17 protein-coding genes are annotated in these 15,622 nt (G+C 59.5%); 8 read left to right on the top strand and 9 right to left on the bottom strand.

The window, feature by feature from the left end; genetic code table 11:
• The first annotated feature begins 41 nt into the window (after positions 1–41).
• Entirely contained in the window at positions 42–977 is a 936-nt protein-coding gene (rihA, locus tag C2U30_RS06690; RefSeq protein WP_010674039.1) for a pyrimidine-specific ribonucleoside hydrolase RihA, read from the top strand.
• Positions 978–1,006: 29 nt separating this feature from the next.
• On the top strand, positions 1,007–1,483 hold the full coding sequence (locus C2U30_RS06685; RefSeq protein WP_029314217.1) for a hypothetical protein: 477 nt from the start codon (positions 1,007–1,009) through the stop codon (positions 1,481–1,483).
• Positions 1,484–1,579: 96 nt separating this feature from the next.
• Here C2U30_RS06685 and C2U30_RS06680 read toward each other — a convergent pair whose 3' ends face one another.
• From C2U30_RS06680 to C2U30_RS06670, 3 genes are all read right to left on the bottom strand, one after another.
• Positions 1,580–1,876, bottom strand: a complete 297-nt coding sequence (locus tag C2U30_RS06680) for a winged helix-turn-helix domain-containing protein (protein WP_103243464.1) — start codon at positions 1,874–1,876, stop codon at positions 1,580–1,582.
• Positions 1,873–2,403: a DUF1523 family protein gene (locus C2U30_RS06675; RefSeq protein ID WP_039039880.1), complete on the bottom strand. Its 531-nt coding sequence runs from the start codon at positions 2,401–2,403 to the stop codon at positions 1,873–1,875. Before C2U30_RS06675 ends, C2U30_RS06680 begins: the two co-directional genes overlap by 4 nt.
• A 178-nt stretch (positions 2,404–2,581) precedes the next feature.
• Positions 2,582–4,204: a methyl-accepting chemotaxis protein gene (locus C2U30_RS06670; RefSeq protein WP_041215567.1), complete on the bottom strand. Its 1,623-nt coding sequence runs from the start codon at positions 4,202–4,204 to the stop codon at positions 2,582–2,584.
• 164 nt (positions 4,205–4,368) lie between these two features.
• Between C2U30_RS06670 and C2U30_RS06665 the strand changes: the two genes are divergently transcribed.
• Positions 4,369–5,001, top strand: a complete 633-nt coding sequence (locus tag C2U30_RS06665) for a LysE family translocator (protein ID WP_039039878.1) — start codon at positions 4,369–4,371, stop codon at positions 4,999–5,001.
• Between the two features lie 142 nt (positions 5,002–5,143).
• Here C2U30_RS06665 and C2U30_RS06660 read toward each other — a convergent pair whose 3' ends face one another.
• The 6 genes from C2U30_RS06660 to C2U30_RS06635 form a co-directional block, all read right to left on the bottom strand.
• Complete coding sequence (locus tag C2U30_RS06660) at positions 5,144–6,247, bottom strand: beta-N-acetylglucosaminidase domain-containing protein (protein ID WP_103243463.1); 1,104 nt, start codon at positions 6,245–6,247, stop codon at positions 5,144–5,146.
• 45 nt (positions 6,248–6,292) lie between these two features.
• The gene (locus tag C2U30_RS06655) at positions 6,293–8,020 is read right to left on the bottom strand and encodes a potassium/proton antiporter (protein ID WP_010674047.1); all 1,728 of its coding nucleotides are present in this window, start codon (positions 8,018–8,020) and stop codon (positions 6,293–6,295) included.
• 268 nt (positions 8,021–8,288) lie between these two features.
• Positions 8,289–8,435 carry a hypothetical protein gene (locus tag C2U30_RS06650; protein ID WP_010674048.1) on the bottom strand — a complete coding sequence of 49 codons (147 nt, stop codon included), beginning with the start codon at positions 8,433–8,435 and terminating at the stop codon, positions 8,289–8,291.
• On the bottom strand, positions 8,435–9,121 hold the full coding sequence (locus tag C2U30_RS06645) for a M15 family metallopeptidase (RefSeq protein WP_103244661.1): 687 nt from the start codon (positions 9,119–9,121) through the stop codon (positions 8,435–8,437). Before C2U30_RS06645 ends, C2U30_RS06650 begins: the two co-directional genes overlap by 1 nt.
• Positions 9,122–9,150: 29 nt before the next feature.
• Positions 9,151–10,278, bottom strand: coding sequence for a succinyl-diaminopimelate desuccinylase (gene dapE, locus C2U30_RS06640; RefSeq protein WP_103243462.1), 1,128 nt, complete (start codon positions 10,276–10,278; stop codon positions 9,151–9,153).
• A 22-nt stretch (positions 10,279–10,300) separates the two neighbouring features.
• The gene (locus C2U30_RS06635) at positions 10,301–10,675 is read right to left on the bottom strand and encodes an ArsC family reductase (protein ID WP_053288949.1); all 375 of its coding nucleotides are present in this window, start codon (positions 10,673–10,675) and stop codon (positions 10,301–10,303) included.
• A gap of 240 nt (positions 10,676–10,915) precedes the next feature.
• Here C2U30_RS06635 and C2U30_RS06630 point away from each other — a divergent pair, with 240 nt between their 5' ends.
• From C2U30_RS06630 to C2U30_RS22615, 5 genes are all read left to right on the top strand, one after another.
• Entirely contained in the window at positions 10,916–12,631 is a 1,716-nt protein-coding gene (locus C2U30_RS06630; RefSeq protein WP_103243461.1) for a recombinase family protein, read from the top strand.
• 20 nt (positions 12,632–12,651) lie between these two features.
• On the top strand, positions 12,652–13,602 hold the full coding sequence (locus C2U30_RS06625; protein WP_103243460.1) for a hypothetical protein: 951 nt from the start codon (positions 12,652–12,654) through the stop codon (positions 13,600–13,602).
• Between the two features lie 379 nt (positions 13,603–13,981).
• Complete coding sequence (locus tag C2U30_RS22620; protein WP_010674054.1) at positions 13,982–14,119, top strand: hypothetical protein; 138 nt, start codon at positions 13,982–13,984, stop codon at positions 14,117–14,119.
• A 112-nt stretch (positions 14,120–14,231) separates the two neighbouring features.
• Positions 14,232–14,771, top strand: coding sequence for a recombinase family protein (locus C2U30_RS06620; RefSeq protein WP_103243459.1), 540 nt, complete (start codon positions 14,232–14,234; stop codon positions 14,769–14,771).
• Positions 14,772–14,941: 170 nt separating this feature from the next.
• Positions 14,942–15,538, top strand: a complete 597-nt coding sequence (locus C2U30_RS22615) for a hypothetical protein (protein WP_158654837.1) — start codon at positions 14,942–14,944, stop codon at positions 15,536–15,538.
• Positions 15,539–15,622 lie beyond the last annotated feature (84 nt).

Raw genomic sequence — 15,622 nt, 5'->3', positions numbered from 1 at the left:
GCTAAGGTATGGCTCCCTGTCATGTTGTAAGGAGTCTGTCCATGGCGTTGCCCGTTATTCTCGATTGCGATCCCGGCCACGATGATGCCATCGCCCTCATTCTGGCGCTGGCGAGCCCCGAGCTGAAGGTGCTGGCGGTCACCACCAGCGCGGGCAACCAGACCCCGGACAAGACCCTCAACAATGCCCTGCGCATCCTGACCCTGCTCGGCCGCGACGACATCCCGGTGGCGGCGGGGGCTGCCAAGCCCCTGGCCCGTGAGCTCATCATCGCCGACAACGTCCACGGCGAATCGGGGCTGGACGGCCCAGAGCTGCCGGATCCCGCCTTTGCTCCCCGGGCGATGAGCGCCCTTGAACTGATGGCCAGATGTCTGCGCGAGAGCCCGGAGCCGGTCACCTTGGTGCCGACTGGGCCGCTCACCAACATTGCCCTCTTGCTGGCGGCCCACCCCGAGCTCAAGCAGAAGATCGCCCGCATCGTACTGATGGGGGGCGCCGCCGGTGCGGGCAACTGGACCCCCGCGGCGGAATTCAATATTTATGTGGATCCCGAAGCGGCCGATATGGTCTTCAAGTCGGGGCTGCCCATCACCATGTGCGGGCTGGACGTGACCCACGAGGCCCAGGTGATGGACGAGGATATCGAGCGGGTACGCGCCATTCCCAACCCGGTGGCGCAGTGCGTGGCACAGCTGCTCGACTTCTTCATGATCTATCATCGGGATCCCAAGTGGGGATTTGCTGGCGCGCCGCTCCATGACCCCTGTACCATCGCCTGGCTGCTGGCGCCCTCCCTGTTTCACGGGGTGGAGTGCCGGGTCGATATCGAAACCGGCGGGACCCATACCCTGGGGATGACGGTGGTGGATCGCTACGACCTGACCGGCAAACCGGCCAATGCCCTGGTGCTGCTGGGGCTCGACAGGGTCGGTTTCATCGAGTTGCTGGTGCAGCGACTGCGCTCATTTGGTTGACATCCTGGACATCGGATAAGGGGTTGGGAATGTGGAAAGGGACGTTGGCGCTGCTGACATGCATGCAACTGACGGGTTGCGCGACCCCGTTCGAGAAGATGTGGCAGGGGCTGGCGACCTGCGAGCTGGACACCCTTCATCTCGACATCGAGACCGGGCGCCCGGCCAATCCGCAGCTCGCCATGTATACCCCTGACAAGGTGAGCGAGGGCTTTGCCTGGTACAAGGTCCATCAGGAGCTGCACGGCCTGCCCATCGTCGGCTTCCTGGTGCCGGCCTCCACCTTCGAGGTACATGCCCTCTTCGTGGATACCCCCATCGCCAATGCCCGCAGGCTGACCCACAACGCCTATGGCAGCGAATTTTCCGACGAGAGGTTGCATGACGAGGGGATGGCCCCCCTGTTGCTGCGCGACCCCAACAATCCCAAGCGCTCCATCATCGACTGCACCCGGGGTGAGTCGGCGGAGCCGCTGCCGGAAGAGTCTTTCGGCGAAGGGGAGTGAGTCCGGGGGAGGGCAACGGGATATCAGGCCAGACAAGAAAGGGGCCAGCCGCAAGGCTGGCCCCTTCTCTATGGGAGCAGACCCGGGTCCGGGGTGTCAGGGATACCCCAGGGTCTGCCTGATGACGGGAAGCTGCGCAGCAATCCAGGCCGGATTGATGGGCCCCCAGTCGCTGATGCGGTAGTGCCCCTGCAGATGGCGAGCCCCCTCGGTCTGCTCGAAGGCGCACTGGATGTCGAGCTCCGCCAGGGCGCTGAGGGTGTCCTGGGCGGTGCGGCGCGGCATGCCGGTCGCCTCCATGATGGCGGGCACGGTGTCCGTGCCCTGACTGATGAGGTGAGCCACGTAGAGCCGGCGATAGAAGCTGGTGCGGGTCTTGCTCGGCTCGTTCATATCTCGTCCTCGAGGCGATCGAAGTAGCGCCAGGTGGCGATGGCCGCCTTGCCCATCACCAGGGCCCAGACACCGAACCAGAACCAGCGGAAGAAGCTCCAGGTGGAGGCATCGGGCTCGGTGCTCGCGATCTTGGTGACGTTGGGGAACATGGAGAACATGTTCACGCGCCAGCCGTAGGAGGTGATGATGGCCAGGCGTTTTTCGAACTCCATGGACTTGGCCTTGGCCTGGACGTCGGCGGCGTTGAATTTGAAGTAGAAGGGCCAGCCCCATTCGGTGTCTTCATTGCGAAACACCCGGATCTTCTCGCCGGGGCGCTCGGTGTAGATGTAATAGACGTCGGTGGTGGGGCCGTCAGCCGGGTTCTTCTGGCTGATGGGGCCATCCTTGTCGGTGCGCTTCACCTCCACCCCGGTGATGGTGGCGATGGTGTGTTCCGGCAGATAGAAATCGAGCCAGAGTGCGGAGAGCAGGGCGATGAGGCCGAGCGTGATAAAAGCGGGTTTCTTGAACTTCAGGCTCATGATGATCTCTCGATGAGGGGGAGTGACGTGCCTCTACCATACCCACATTTGCGAATGCAGCCCAGCCCCCAATGACACCTTGATGGCAAAAACCCGTTTTAAACAGGAGGTGTGAAGGGGGAGGGGCAAGTGCGGGGCCTGCGCCGGGCCCCGCGGTATCGAAGAGACCCTCTCGGGATCAGAGCTGGAACTGGGCGAGCTGTCTGCGCTGCTGCTCGGCGAGCTGTGACAGTTCGTGACTGGCGGCGGCACTCTGGCTGATGCCGGCGGCGTTCTGGTTCACGATCTCGTGGATGTTGGTGAGGTTGCGGCTGATGTCGGCGGTGACGCAGGATTGTTGTTCTGCCGCGGTAGCCACCTGGGCGTTGGCACCGTTGATCTGGTTGACCGCGTCCGTGATGCCCCCCAGCAAGGCCTGTACCTCGGCGGAGAGCTGCCGGTTGTGGCCGAGGATCTCCAGGGTCTGCTGCACGCCGCTGTTGGCGGAGAGGGACTGGCTCTGCAACTGTTCGATGATGGCCTGGATCTCCTTGGTGGAGTCCTGGGTACGGGCGGCCAGCAGGCGCACTTCGTCGGCCACCACCGCAAAGCCGCGGCCGCTTTCACCGGCGCGGGCCGCCTCGATGGCGGCGTTGAGGGCCAGCAGGTTGGTCTGCTCCGAAATGCTCTGAATGACTTCGATCACCTTGCCGATCTGCTCGGACTGGGACTTGAGCCTGGCCACCACAGTCGCGGCGTTCTCCAGACTGCCCGCCATGCGGCCGTTGGCCTCGATGCTTTCGGCAAACAGGGCCAGCCCCTGCTCGACCCGACTGTTGGCATCCCGGGCCAGCTCGTCGGCCAGGGCGGCGTTGTGGTTGACGTTGTCGGCAGTGCTGGCCAGCTCGGTGACGGCGGAGGCCACCTGTTCGGTCTCACCGCGCTGCTGCTGGGCGTTGACCTCTGCCTGGGTCATCACAGCGGCAAGCTCGGTGGCGGCGGAGGCCACATTGCCACTGATGCCGGTCAGGGTCTGGATGGTGTTGGCAAGCTGGCTCAGGGTCCGGTTGATATCCCTGGCGAGCTGGCCCAGCTCGTTGTTGCCTTCGGCATTGGCACGCACGTTGAAGCGGCCGAGGGCGACGGCGTGCATCACCTCCTGCAACTGGCCGATGGGCTGCACGATGCGCCCGGAGATCCACCAGCCACCCAGCAGGGCCGCGATCAGGGTGCCCCCCATCAGCAGCAGGGTGCGCAGCAGGGTCGCGCGGTAGTGGGCCTGCTCCTCGGCAATCTCAGTCTGGGTCAGCTGATTGATGTGGACGGACATGGCATCGATCTGCTTGATGAGCGCCTCCCCCAGATCGCGAAAGTGCAGGCGGGCCTGCTCATAGGCGGCGGGATCGCCACTGCCTTGGTACTTGGCGGTCAGCAGGGGCAGCATGCTGCTGCGGGTATGGCCGAGGTAGGCCTGCAGGGCGGCCGCGACCTGACGGTTGTCCTGCTCGGCTCCGGTGACAACCAGTCTGGTCAGGATGGCGCCAATCTCCTGTTCGGCGGCGGAGAGCTGGGCCGGCAACTGGGCGAAGAGGGCCTCATCGTACAGGCCGTAGATGGCGTTGGTGCGCAGCCGGTAGGTGGCGTGGATCAGGGCCGCGATGTCGTCCTTGTGGCGGGTGACGCTGGCGGTGGTTTCATTCATGTCCTGAATGGCACCGTCGATTTCCTGTTTGCTGATCACGGCCATCAGCAGCATCAACAGGCTGGCGAGCAGGAGAGGGATAAGCACTTGAAGACGAATGGACAGATTATTCAATGACATGAAAGATCCTAACCCGAAAGAGGAGTGAGGCGGCATCTTACACAGGCGCGACAATCCTTGTCACAGGGTTTTTAATGCTGAATTCTTGCTGAATGAAAAGGTTTTTCTTGTGTTAAAAGAGTGTGATAGGCAAGATCGTCTGCTTGTTACCCTGGAGGTGTAGTGTGTCCGACTGGATTGATCCCGCCATCTTGGCGCTCTTTATTCCCACGTTCTTTTTTGTCTCAGTAACCCCCGGTATGTGCATGACCCTGGCGATGACCCTGGGCATGAGTCTGGGGGTGCGCCGTACCCTGCACATGATGTGGGGGGAGCTTGTCGGCGTCGGCCTGGTCTCCGTGCTGTCGGTGGTCGGGGTGGCGGCAGTCATGCTCAACTACCCGGCCCTGTTCTCCGCATTCAAATATGTAGGTGGCGCCTACCTGGTCTGGCTTGGCATCCAGATGTGGCAGGCCAAGGGCAAGATGGCCATCCCGGCGGATCTCTCGGCGGGTCAGCAGACCAGCCCCATGGGACTGGCCGTGCAGGGTTTCGTGACCGCCATCGCCAACCCCAAGGGGTGGGCCTTCATGGTCTCCCTGCTGCCCCCCTTCATCAATGCGGCCAAGCCGATGGCACCCCAGATAGGGGCCCTGGTCGCGCTCATCCTGGTCATCGAGTTCTCCTGCCTGATGCTCTATGCCAGCGGTGGCCGCACCTTGCGCCATTTCCTCGCCAAGAGCGGCAATGTCACTCTGATGAACCGGATCGCGGGCTCTCTCATGCTGTTTGTCGGGGTCTGGCTGGCCTTCGGCTAAACACCCGCTCAATCTGCCGCCCTATGTGACGCCATGGGGCACCTGAAGAGAGATGATGCAAAAAGGCCACCTCCCTGCCCGGGAGGTGGCCTTTTACATGGGCCCGTTTTTTTATGAACCCACTTTTCATGGACTCATGAGGTCAGTCGGTCAGGCAGTCCGGATCGAACACGTACTCCCCGGCCAGCCAGCGCAGGATCTCGTTCACGCAGGCCTGATCCTGGAACGGCAGGTAGCGGCTCTTGAGATGGATGACCTGCTCGGGGGTGAGCTGGGCCAGACCGATGTCCTGGAAGAGCGGCAGGTCTGCCTGGATCATGGCGGAGATCTGCGGCCCGCAGGTGGCGTTGAGGGAGGCGTGCAGCGCCTTGTCAGGATCGTACTGCTTGCCGAGCTTGTAGCTCATGGGCAGGGTGGCGAGCGGCAGGGCCGAGAGGGCCGCCTGCTTCATGGGATTGACCGCATGGCCGCTCACGAGATCCGCCAGCTCTGCCGGACGGTTTTCGAAGGCGCGCAGGTGCAGGAAGCTGCTCGCCTTGCTGCCGTCGTTGACCGGATAGTTGTCCCACAGGAAGGGCTTGCGATGGAGCCAGTCGGCGGCCTGTTTGAGGTGGGCAGCCGGATACTCGGTGGAGCAGACTTTGGGGCCGGTCCAGAAGACATCGATGCGCCTGTCGAGCCCCTGACCCAGATCCTGCAGATAGTGGGGGGGCATGGCACCGAACACCTTCTCCAGCACCGGATCCGTGCTGTAGTAGCTGGGGCAGAACAGCAGGCGGCCTGCGTCGGTGTGGGCCGCGATGTCGTGGGCGATGGTGAGCTGCCAGTGGGCGAGATCCGGGGTGTCCCCCTTCATGTCGTCAAACAGGATCGCCAGGATATCGGGCTTGAGCGCCTCCTCGATGAGCCTCACCTTCTCCAGCAGGGCGGGTCGCTGGCGGGCATAGTCGTGATGGGCCCCCATGGGGCTCAGGCCCACCCCGAAGGCCAGAGCGTTCTCCCGGCACTGGCGGGCGAGCTGGCACAGGGCTTCAAGCTGGTCGGCGGGCCAGGGTGTGGCCCAGTGCTTGCGCAGGTAGCCGTCTTCCTTGGGGGCGTAGAGGTAGAAGCCATAGCCGTGGCGGGGCAGCCACTGGGCGTAGCGGGCACGGGCTTCCCAGCTCCAGCCCTTGCCAAAGAAACCCTCGATGAGGCCCAGCTTGGGCGAGGGAGGATACAGACCGGACAACAGGGTTTGATAAGGCATGGTTCACTCCCTTCTCACACAAATGCGGGCTACGATGGCCGGCGCCTAGACGGGGTCTTCTTCCAGGAAGCGTACCCCTATCTTGCGGGGTTCACCCTCTTCCATTTCCGCCACCGTCCAGAGCAGTCCCTGCCAAGCGACATGGTCACCGACCACCAGATTATCGCCCAACTGATGGGCAATAAAATCGCCGAGGCTCTGATCCGCCACCTCGCTCACATCCAGCCCGTAGAGCGGGGCGAGATCCACCAGCCTGGCGTTGGCCTCCAGCAGGAAGTCACCGAAGAAGCGCGGGCCCAGATCCTGCTCCGGCGCCTGGCTGAAGAGCTGACCGAGGGCGGGCAGGTCGTGCTCGTGGCCGATGACGCAGAGGATGTCATCGGATTGCAGGCAGGTACTGCCTGAGGGGTGGAGCAGCTCCTGGCCGCGGAACAGGGCGCAGATGCGGGTGCCCTGGGGCATGCGCAGCTCTCGCAAGGGGGAGCCGATGCACCACTTCTCGGCGCTCAGGCGATAGACGAAGGTCTCCCACTGGCTGTCGAGATCGATTTCCAGCCCAGAGCGGTTGATGGGAGAGGGCGGTGCGGGCACCTCCACTCGCGCCAGCTTTGATGCCAGCGGCAGCGAGCTGCCCTGCAGGATCAGCGAGACCAGCACCACGAAGAAGGCGACATTGAAGTAGAGCTGGGCATTGGGCAGCCCCGCCATCATGGGGAAGACCGCCAGGATGATGGGCACGGCGCCGCGCAGCCCCACCCAGGAGATGAACCAGCGCTCGCGCGGCGCGAAGTTCTTGAACGGCAGCAGTCCAATCCAGACCGACACCGGACGGGCAAACAGGATCATCCACATGGCCAGGGCCAGCGCCGGCAGGGCGATGGGCAGCAGCTTGTGGGGCGAGGCGAGCAGCCCCAGCACCAGGAACATGCCGATCTGGCTGAGCCAGGTCAGGCCGTCCAGCACGGAGAGGGTGGTGCTGCGGCTGCGCAGGGAGAGGTTGCCAAGCAGCAGGCCGGTGAGGTAGATGGCGAGGATGCCGCTGCCCCCCACCGCCGTGGTGAGGGCGAAGATGAGCAGGCCGCCGCTCACGGTGAGCAGGGGATAGAGACCGGGGGCGAGCTTGGCACTGTTGATGAGTTTCCACAGCAGCCAGCCCCCCGCAAGGCCGATGCCAGCGCCCAGACCAAACTGCTTGACGAGTTGCAGCAGCAGGAAGCCGGCATCCAGCCCCTGCTGGGCGGTGGCCAGCACCTCGATCAGGGTGACGGTGAGAAAGACCGCCATGGGATCGTTGCTGCCCGATTCTATCTCCAGGGTGGCGCTGACCCGCTCGTTGAGGCTGCGCCCGCCGAGCAGGGAGAAGACCGCCGCCGCATCGGTGGAGCCGACGATGGCACCGATGAGCATCCCCTGCATCAGGTTGAGGTCGAACAGCCAGGCGGCGGCGAGGCCCGTGAGGCCGGTGGTGATGGCCACCCCGACCGTGGCCAGCGAGAGCGCGGGCCAGAGCGCGACCCGAAAGGAGGAGACCCGGGTGCGCATGCCGCCGTCCAGCAGAATGATGGCCAGTGCCAGGTTGCCCACCAGGTAGGCGACCGAGTAGTCGGCGAAGTGGATGCCGCCGGGACCATCCTCACCCGCCAGCATGCCGACGGCGAGGAAGATGACCAGAATGGGGATGCCGACTCTGGAGGAGAGTGCGCTCAACAGGACACTGGCGCCCACCAACAGGGCACCGATGAAGAAGAAACTGTTGACGGTGGTGGCATCCAATGGCGAACTCCTTATGGCGGGCTGCAAAACAGGCACATTATATGCAGATTGACCCCCTTTGTGTGGCTTAATTGTGCATTGTTTTGCAGTTTTTTACGTTTGTTGCGCAGTTTTCAAGCAGGGCGAGGGTGGCGTGCCCGCGCGGGAAAGCGTAGGGAAAGGGGGCAATGGATGGGGCTTTCAGTGCAGGCAGAGGGGGGCGGCAGAGGGCGAAAAAATGCCGTGGACGAGAAGGGGGCAGGAGCGCCGACGGGCTCCTGCGAGTAGGTCAGTCGTCCTCGTCGTCCTTGACCTCCCGGATCTTGTCCTTGTACTTGGGCAGCTGTTTCTCGAGCTGCTTCATGTCCTTGATGGCGTTGAGAAACAGGCCGAGCAGAAACAGCAGCGGCAAGCCTATCCATAACCACAAGCTCATCAGAATCTCCTTTCGTGGTGTGCCGGGGTGACATAGCGGGCCAGGATCTCGTCGAGATGGGCCAGGATGCACTCCTTGCCTTCAATATCCGCCCCTTCCAGACAAAGCGCCAGCGCCGCCGGATCCAGGGCCAGCCCGTCGGATTCGGGTGCGAAGCTCAGGTGCCAGGGCTCGTAGGCCACCCCCTGATCCGGTTGCTCCCCTTTTGCATAGGGCAGGAAGAAGCCGAAGTCGTTCATGTGATCGTCCAGCCATTCGCGCAAATCGGCAAACCAGCCGCCCGCCTCGTACTCCCAGGGTTCCAGCGCGAGCCGGGTGCCGGCGGGGAGGCAGTCTGGATCGTAGATGTCGAGATCCGTGCCCCAGTGATGGCGGCTGGTGCCGGGCAGGGCGCTCCAGTGCAGGATGGCGTGCAGTCGCTCGGTCTCGCCCAGTTGCAGGGCATCGAGGGGTTGGTTGTGCGCATCCAGCAGAGGGCGCTCCCCGCGCCATTTGCCGTTCCAGATGGCGAGCTGGCGCTCGAAGCCGCGCCAGCTGGAGGCCGCCTGCAGGTTGAAACCGGCATGGGCGGCAGCCACCTGCATGTCGTTGAAGGCCGCCGCGGTGGCGGCGGTCAGACGATGGGGGCCGCGCCCCACCAGGATGAGGTGGCTCTCATCCAGCCCAAGCAGTTGATCCTGATTCATGGTCTGGTCTCTCTTGTCCGGAGCGCCGCTCATGCCAGCAGTCGTGCCAGCACCCCTTGGTACATGTCCGCCAGCAGGTCCAGGTCGTCCGCCTTCACACACTCGTTCACCTTGTGGATGGTGGCGTTGACCGGGCCGAGCTCGATGACTTCCGCCCCGGTGGGAGCGATGAAACGCCCATCGGACGTGCCCCCCGTGGTGAGCAGGGCCGGCTGCTGGCCGTTCACTGCCGCCACGGCGGCGACGGTGGCTTCCAGCAGGGCGCCGGTGTCCGTCAGGAAGGGCTGGCCGGAGAGGGTCCACTTCAGCTCGAAGTCCAGGCCGTGACGGGTCAGCAGCGCCTCGACCCGCTCGCGGATAGCCGCATCGGTGAGCTCGGTGCTGAAGCGGAAGTTGAACTGGACCTGCAACTCCCCCGGAATGACGTTGGAGGCGCCGGTGCCGCCCTGGATGTTGGCGATCTGGAAGCTGGTGGGGGGGAAGTAGGCGTTGCCCTTGTCCCACTCGATGGCGGCGAGCTCCGCCAGCGCCGGTGCCGCCTTGTGGATAGGGTTGTCCGCCAGATGGGGGTAGGCGACGTGGCCCTGCACCCCGCGCACCAGCAGATCGCCGGTGATGGAGCCGCGACGGCCGTTCTTCACCACGTCACCGACGTCCTTGGTGGAAGAGGGCTCGCCGACGATGCACCAGCGGATCTTCTCGTTGCGTGCCTCCAGGGTGTCGATGACGCGTACCGTGCCGTTGATGAAGGGCCCCTCTTCATCCGAGGTGATGAGAAACGCGATGGAGCCCGCATGGTCCGGGTGCTCGGCCACAAAGCGCTCGGTCGCCACCACCATGGCGGCCAGGGACCCCTTCATGTCGGCGGCGCCCCGGCCATGGAGCATGCCGTCCTTGATGGTCGGCTCGAATGGCGGGGTGTCCCACTTCTCCAGGGGGCCGGCGGGTACCACGTCGGTGTGGCCGGCGAAGCAGAAGAGGGGACCCTCGCTGCCACGGCGTGCCCAGAGGTTGGTGGTGTCCTCAAAGACCATGGGTTCGATGACGAACCCCAGGCGCGCGAGGCGCTCCGCCATCAGGGTCTGGCACCCTTCATCCAGGGGGGTCACGGAGGGGCGGCTGATCAAATCCTTGGCCAGTGTGATGACGTCCGACATCGGTGTTCCTTAACAGAAAAAGTTAACGGGAGAAGAGGGATTGATAGAGGTCTGCCTTGAAGCCCAGGGTCAGGGTGCCGTCCTGGTCCAGCAGCGGGCGCTTGATCATGGCCGGGTGGGCCAGCAGCAGGTCACGGGCCTTGGCGGTGTCGAGCCCCTGTTTTTCTGCTTCTGGCAGGGCGCGGAAGGTGGTGCCACGGGTGTTGAGCAGGGCTTCCCAGCCCAGCTTGGCGAGCCAGAGATCGAGCTGCTCCGGGCTCAGACCGTCGGCGCGGTGATCATGAAAGCGGTAATCGATACCCGCCTCTTCCAGCCACTTGCGGGCCTTCTTGATGGTGTCGCAGTTTTTAGGGGAAATGCCGTAGAGCACAACTTTGCATTCGGTCTTGTTTTCCATGGGGTTCACCGTGGTTCCGTTCGATGGGCAGTAGCATACAGGCGATCACCATACAGGGAAACGCAAGCGACTTGGACTGACATGCTGCTGGTAGCTGGTTTTATGGAACTTGCCACTTTCGGCAAAAATAACCTTTGATCAGTATTGTGTAAAGAGCCGCATTGCTGATAGTCTCACCTCATCTTAGTTACCCATCCCGCTCATCCGTCTTCGGCTTGAGCCAATTGCCAAGGAGTCGTTATGAGCCGTCCACCGAAGGCTTACTCTTACATTCGTTTCAGCACCACCAAGCAGGCCCAAGGGGATAGCTACCGTCGCCAGATCCAGCAGGCCATCGATTATTGTACCGAGCACAACCTTCAACTCGATGAGAAGGCGATTGAAGATTTCGGTGTGAGTGCATTCCGTGGCAGCAACAGGATCGATGGGGCGTTAGGGCGTTTCATTGAGGCGGTGAAGGGAGGGGCAATTGAGAAAGGTTCTTACTTGCTAGTGGAGTCTATGGATCGCTTGAGCCGACAGACGATTCTGAAAGCATTGTCCCAGTTCATTGAAATCCTCAATGCGGGGATCGTGATCGTCACACTCTCCGATGGCGAGATTTTTCGCGTGACCGATGATGGTAAAAACTTTGATTTCGCAAAACTGATTATCTCGATCGTATACATGGCCCGAGCAAATGATGAGTCTGAGATGAAGAGCCTTCGGAGTCGTGCAGCATGGTCAAATGGGCGTAAGGCTGCGAGAGAGAGTAAGAAGGTGATGAAGAACGCCCGCTTGCCTTCATGGTTAACGAGGGAAGGGGAAAGAATAGTTCCGATTCCTGAGCGAACCGCTATTGTGAGCGAGATGTTTGAGATGGCGCAATCAGGCTGCGGTTACGAGCAGATAGCTAAGGTTTTTTTGGAGAAGGGCTACAAGACGTTTGGCAAAGAGGCTGATTGGCGTCCGGCAGGGATTCAGGCCGTCATTAAGAGTCGAGCTGTGATCGGCGAATTTCAGCCGCATGTCATCGAAAATGGTGAGCGGGTGCCTGATGGTGAGCCAATTTTGGGGTATTACCCAACGATTGTATCCCCTGCCGTGTTTGAAGAAGTGCAGCACCTAATCGGCAAGCGAAGCAAACATAGTGGTTCCTATCGCAAAGGCACCTATAGCAACCTTTTTAGCGGGGTGCTTCGCTGTCAGTGCGGTGAATCCCTACGTTATGGCAACAAGGGCCGAGCGGGAAGCCCACGATATTATCTTATGTGCCCCAAGCACAATACACATGGCTGCTCAATGCCGCATCTGCTCTATAGCAAGGTTGAACCACAGCTATTACAGGCTGTCAGCCTGCTAACTGTGGTTATGGAGCAACGAAAGACTACGACTGAGAAGATGATGGCTCTCAAGGATGAGCTGGCGACACTGCGAAGAGAGCTCGAATTGGAAGTCAAGAGGAGAAAAAAAGCAGCTCAATCCATGCTGGATAACGACAATGATGCAGATTTCCGAGAATTATTCATACAGTGCAAAGCCAACTGCCAAGCCTTGGAAGAGCAAATCAGCCAGCTGGAAAATGAGTTGATGAGCCGTGAGTTGTCCGAGAAAACACTCTCCCAGAACCTTAGTTCGGAGGACTTGGACAGCACCGATCAACGCCAGAGATTTAACGGCCAGTTAAAAGCTGTACTGAGAGAGATCCAATTCAGCTATGACGGCTATGACCTTGCCGCAGTTTTCAAAGACATTGATGGTGAGTTCATGCTTGAGCAGGCGTTTGAACCCAAGCTCGTTGGCAGTACCGTTCGTGACCGAGATGGCATGACTCTGATAAAGACAATCGCCGAAGCTCCCTACATTGACGCCAACTGGGTGAAGGACGAGATCGATGAGTACGAGTCTTTCCAGAAGGAGTCTGACTCAGAATTTGACGATGATTTCGAGGACTTGAGCTCAGAAGAGTCGAAGTAAAGGTGCCGCAGGGAGTTACGTTGGACGTGACAGGTATTTTTATCGGACACCCTTCACAGGGAACCATCGACCCAATAGTATTGCTATCGCAGATTCCTGGATTCAGTCAGCGAAGCTCTCGACGATTCAGTCAGTACGTCAGGCGGGCTATCAACAACATCCGGCAGGTGCAGGGGCTCGACCTGCCGGAGGTTCCCGAACCGGATAATGGATTGGGGACGTGGACTCCCTTGCAAGCCTTGGCTGTGTTGACCTATGGCCCCAGCTCTCACCTGAACGCAGCGTTGATAGCGGAGATCGAGCGGTTGACCGGACAATCATTACCACGAGAGGAAGGTCAGAGCCGCTATGAGGCAGCATTTTACACAGAGTACCTAGTTTCGCTGCTTGCTTATTTTGAAGAACAGCAGCCGGGTTTGCGAATTGAGGTGATCCCGCAGTTCTCTTGCGGCCCTTACCGAATAGATTTCCGAGTCGATTTGCAGTGGTTCGACCCAGACGGAAAGTATTTTGACAAACCGATCCGGCAGGAGGCGTACTTGCTGGAGTTTGACGAAGCCTATCATCTGGAGCCAGCGAACAGCCAAGCAGACCAGCAGCGTGATGCCTACATCGAGCAGCAGACGGGCATCAGACCGCTCAGGATTCGCCATGAGGAGCAAGAGCTGTGGGCTACCATTTGCCGGACTCAGGGACGCATCCTAAGCGTGGAGGAGTACCTGCAAGGGCTGCTGGAAGTGATGAAATGGCGACAGGAGGAGGGGCATATCTATATCACGTTGAAGTCTGCACAGAGTGCTTATACCTGCGATCCTACCGGATATCTGCGTTACGCCTCTCAGCCCAAACGCGATTTGAAGAAGATTGCTGCTCGGCTCGATTGGCGATTGATAGATGGGCATAGCGACAAGTTGTCGTATTACCGTCTGACCCCGCCGCGAGTGACTGCCAATCGACACATTTCGGGGTGATGTGTCTGGTCGATTTGAGTCTCATCGACACATCCAGCAGCGTGTTCATGGGCTTTTCGGCGGCATGTGTCTGGTGTTCCAGCTGTTCCAGCCCGATATATATACCCGTTTAGTTACTCAGACTCTTATCTATTTATTGCACCGAGGGGGGAGCTTACCAGCCACCCGAGGGAGACAAATCAAGAAGATAGCAACGATCCCGCTCCGTTGGCGGCCCTGAAAAAACAATCCCGAACCCCACCAGCACAAGGAAAACGAGCAGGCAACATTCAGACCAAACGCCGGTATAAGCCAGATAGAGATCAGCACCATAGGAGAACCCCATGGAATACATCACATCTGGCCCCTTGTCGGGAGCCATCCAGCAAGGAGCAGGCGTATGAATGAGCAGCAAGGAAACCCGTTACTGAAAGCGTTGGAGGCGGCACTGCTGGCAGCCTTGGGCGTCCTCATTAAGGAAGCCGTCAACTCGATGCAGACACCGCCGCCTCCGCCGAAGGAGCCGGACGCTCAATAGACCATGCCCGTGTGACAGACCGGAAGCCCCTCGGCAACCCCTGTCGCACGGGTTGGTTTTCGAGTTTTGACACGTTTTTCTTGCAGGGTCTTGAGCCTATTGGGAGGCCATCATGGCAATTATCGGGTATGCCCGTGTCTCGACCACGGGGCAATCGCTGGAGCAGCAACTGACAGCTCTGGCGGGGTGCGAAAAAGTCTTTAACGAGAAGGTCAGCGGTAGCAAGACGGATAGGCCGCAACTACAGGCAATGCTCGAATTCGTCCGCTCTGGAGACGTGCTAAAAGTGACCAAGCTGGATCGTCTGGCTCGGAACACCCGGCACTTGCTGGAGATCACAGACCAGCTACACGCCAAAGGGGTAACATTGCAGATCCAGAATCTGGGCATCGACACGGCGACACCAACCGGAAAACTGATGCTGACCATGATCGGAGCCATCGCCACGTTCGAGCGGGAAATCATGCTGGAGCGTCAGGCGGAAGGGATCGCCTTGGCGAAGGCCAAAGGGGTCTACAAGGGCCGCAAGCCGACAGCGATGGAAAAGCGGGAGGAAGTACTACATCTGCTATCGCAAGGAATCGCTAAGGCATCAGTGGCAAAGCGGTTGGGCATCAGCATTTCGAGTGTCCATCGGATCGTGCATACATAACAATATTTCTATTATTTGGTGGGGGAAACCTCACTTTTAGAGAGGTGCTACATTGAGGCAATGGCTGTTATAGTTTTTATCGTTGTATTACTTGTGGTGGTGGGATCTAGACTCAGCGGAGATAGCTCTGCTGTTAAAAAGAAGATGGTAAATCAATCGAGGAAAAATATATGGGCTTTGTTATTCGCGATGGAGCTAAATCATCAGCTTCGGAGACTGGATATTCAATGGTTGGAGTAATAATTGATTATGTTGATAACTTTATATTTGGTTTGGAGACGCTCACACCTACCATACATAAACATATTCTATCGCAACCTTCAGCAAGATCTCACTTACTGATTTATTCATACAGTTCATTTTATGTCTACTGTTGTGAGGTCTTGCATGTAGATGATCGAGCTTTAGTATCTATGCTTGAAGGTTTGAAAAAAGGTGTTTTAGTTAGTCTGGGGCCATCATTAAATGTTGAGCAGCAATCGATGGCAATAGAATCCTTCAGCAATGTGTTTCGCTTATATATGCACGAATTAATTGAGGAAGTCTATCAAGAGGAGACAAAAAATCAACTAGGACAGATAAATCTTGACTCACCATCATCTTCGATTAATAGACTAGCTGAAAACATTATTCCTCACTGCTCCACCCCCCAAGCCTCCCTTGAGACATCATTATTTAAAATGCAGCTAACCGGGCATTTCGGGATTGCATTCATGACATTCCTTCTAAATGAAGTCGAGCTGAGATATATAAATGAGAATGATTGATTTGTTCTTTTCAATTGAATGGCCGTAATATTGACTGTAAGTGAAAACTGATTGTAATGAGTAAATTTCCTTCTATTAATGCGG

Source organism: Aeromonas sp. ASNIH5, assembly GCF_002902865.1.
GTDB lineage: Bacteria > Pseudomonadota > Gammaproteobacteria > Enterobacterales > Aeromonadaceae > Aeromonas > Aeromonas caviae.
This window is presented reverse-complemented; position numbering and strand designations above follow the sequence as displayed.

Excerpts from the sequence above, each read along its gene's own strand:
- rihA (WP_010674039.1), top strand. The coding sequence starts at position 42 with ATGGCGTTGCCCGTTATTCTCGATTGCGATCCCGGCCACGATGATGCC.
- C2U30_RS06685 (WP_029314217.1), top strand. The coding sequence starts at position 1,007 with ATGTGGAAAGGGACGTTGGCGCTGCTGACATGCATGCAACTGACGGGT.
- C2U30_RS06680 (WP_103243464.1), bottom strand. The coding sequence starts at position 1,876 with ATGAACGAGCCGAGCAAGACCCGCACCAGCTTCTATCGCCGGCTCTAC.
- C2U30_RS06675 (WP_039039880.1), bottom strand. The coding sequence starts at position 2,403 with ATGAGCCTGAAGTTCAAGAAACCCGCTTTTATCACGCTCGGCCTCATC.
- C2U30_RS06670 (WP_041215567.1), bottom strand. The coding sequence starts at position 4,204 with ATGTCATTGAATAATCTGTCCATTCGTCTTCAAGTGCTTATCCCTCTC.
- C2U30_RS06660 (WP_103243463.1), bottom strand. The coding sequence starts at position 6,247 with ATGCCTTATCAAACCCTGTTGTCCGGTCTGTATCCTCCCTCGCCCAAG.
- C2U30_RS06650 (WP_010674048.1), bottom strand. The coding sequence starts at position 8,435 with ATGAGCTTGTGGTTATGGATAGGCTTGCCGCTGCTGTTTCTGCTCGGC.
- C2U30_RS06645 (WP_103244661.1), bottom strand. The coding sequence starts at position 9,121 with ATGAATCAGGATCAACTGCTTGGGCTGGATGAGAGCCACCTCATCCTG.
- dapE (WP_103243462.1), bottom strand. The coding sequence starts at position 10,278 with ATGTCGGACGTCATCACACTGGCCAAGGATTTGATCAGCCGCCCCTCC.
- C2U30_RS06635 (WP_053288949.1), bottom strand. The coding sequence starts at position 10,675 with ATGGAAAACAAGACCGAATGCAAAGTTGTGCTCTACGGCATTTCCCCT.
- C2U30_RS06630 (WP_103243461.1), top strand. The coding sequence starts at position 10,916 with ATGAGCCGTCCACCGAAGGCTTACTCTTACATTCGTTTCAGCACCACC.
- C2U30_RS22620 (WP_010674054.1), top strand. The coding sequence starts at position 13,982 with ATGAATGAGCAGCAAGGAAACCCGTTACTGAAAGCGTTGGAGGCGGCA.
- C2U30_RS06620 (WP_103243459.1), top strand. The coding sequence starts at position 14,232 with ATGGCAATTATCGGGTATGCCCGTGTCTCGACCACGGGGCAATCGCTG.
- C2U30_RS22615 (WP_158654837.1), top strand. The coding sequence starts at position 14,942 with ATGGGCTTTGTTATTCGCGATGGAGCTAAATCATCAGCTTCGGAGACT.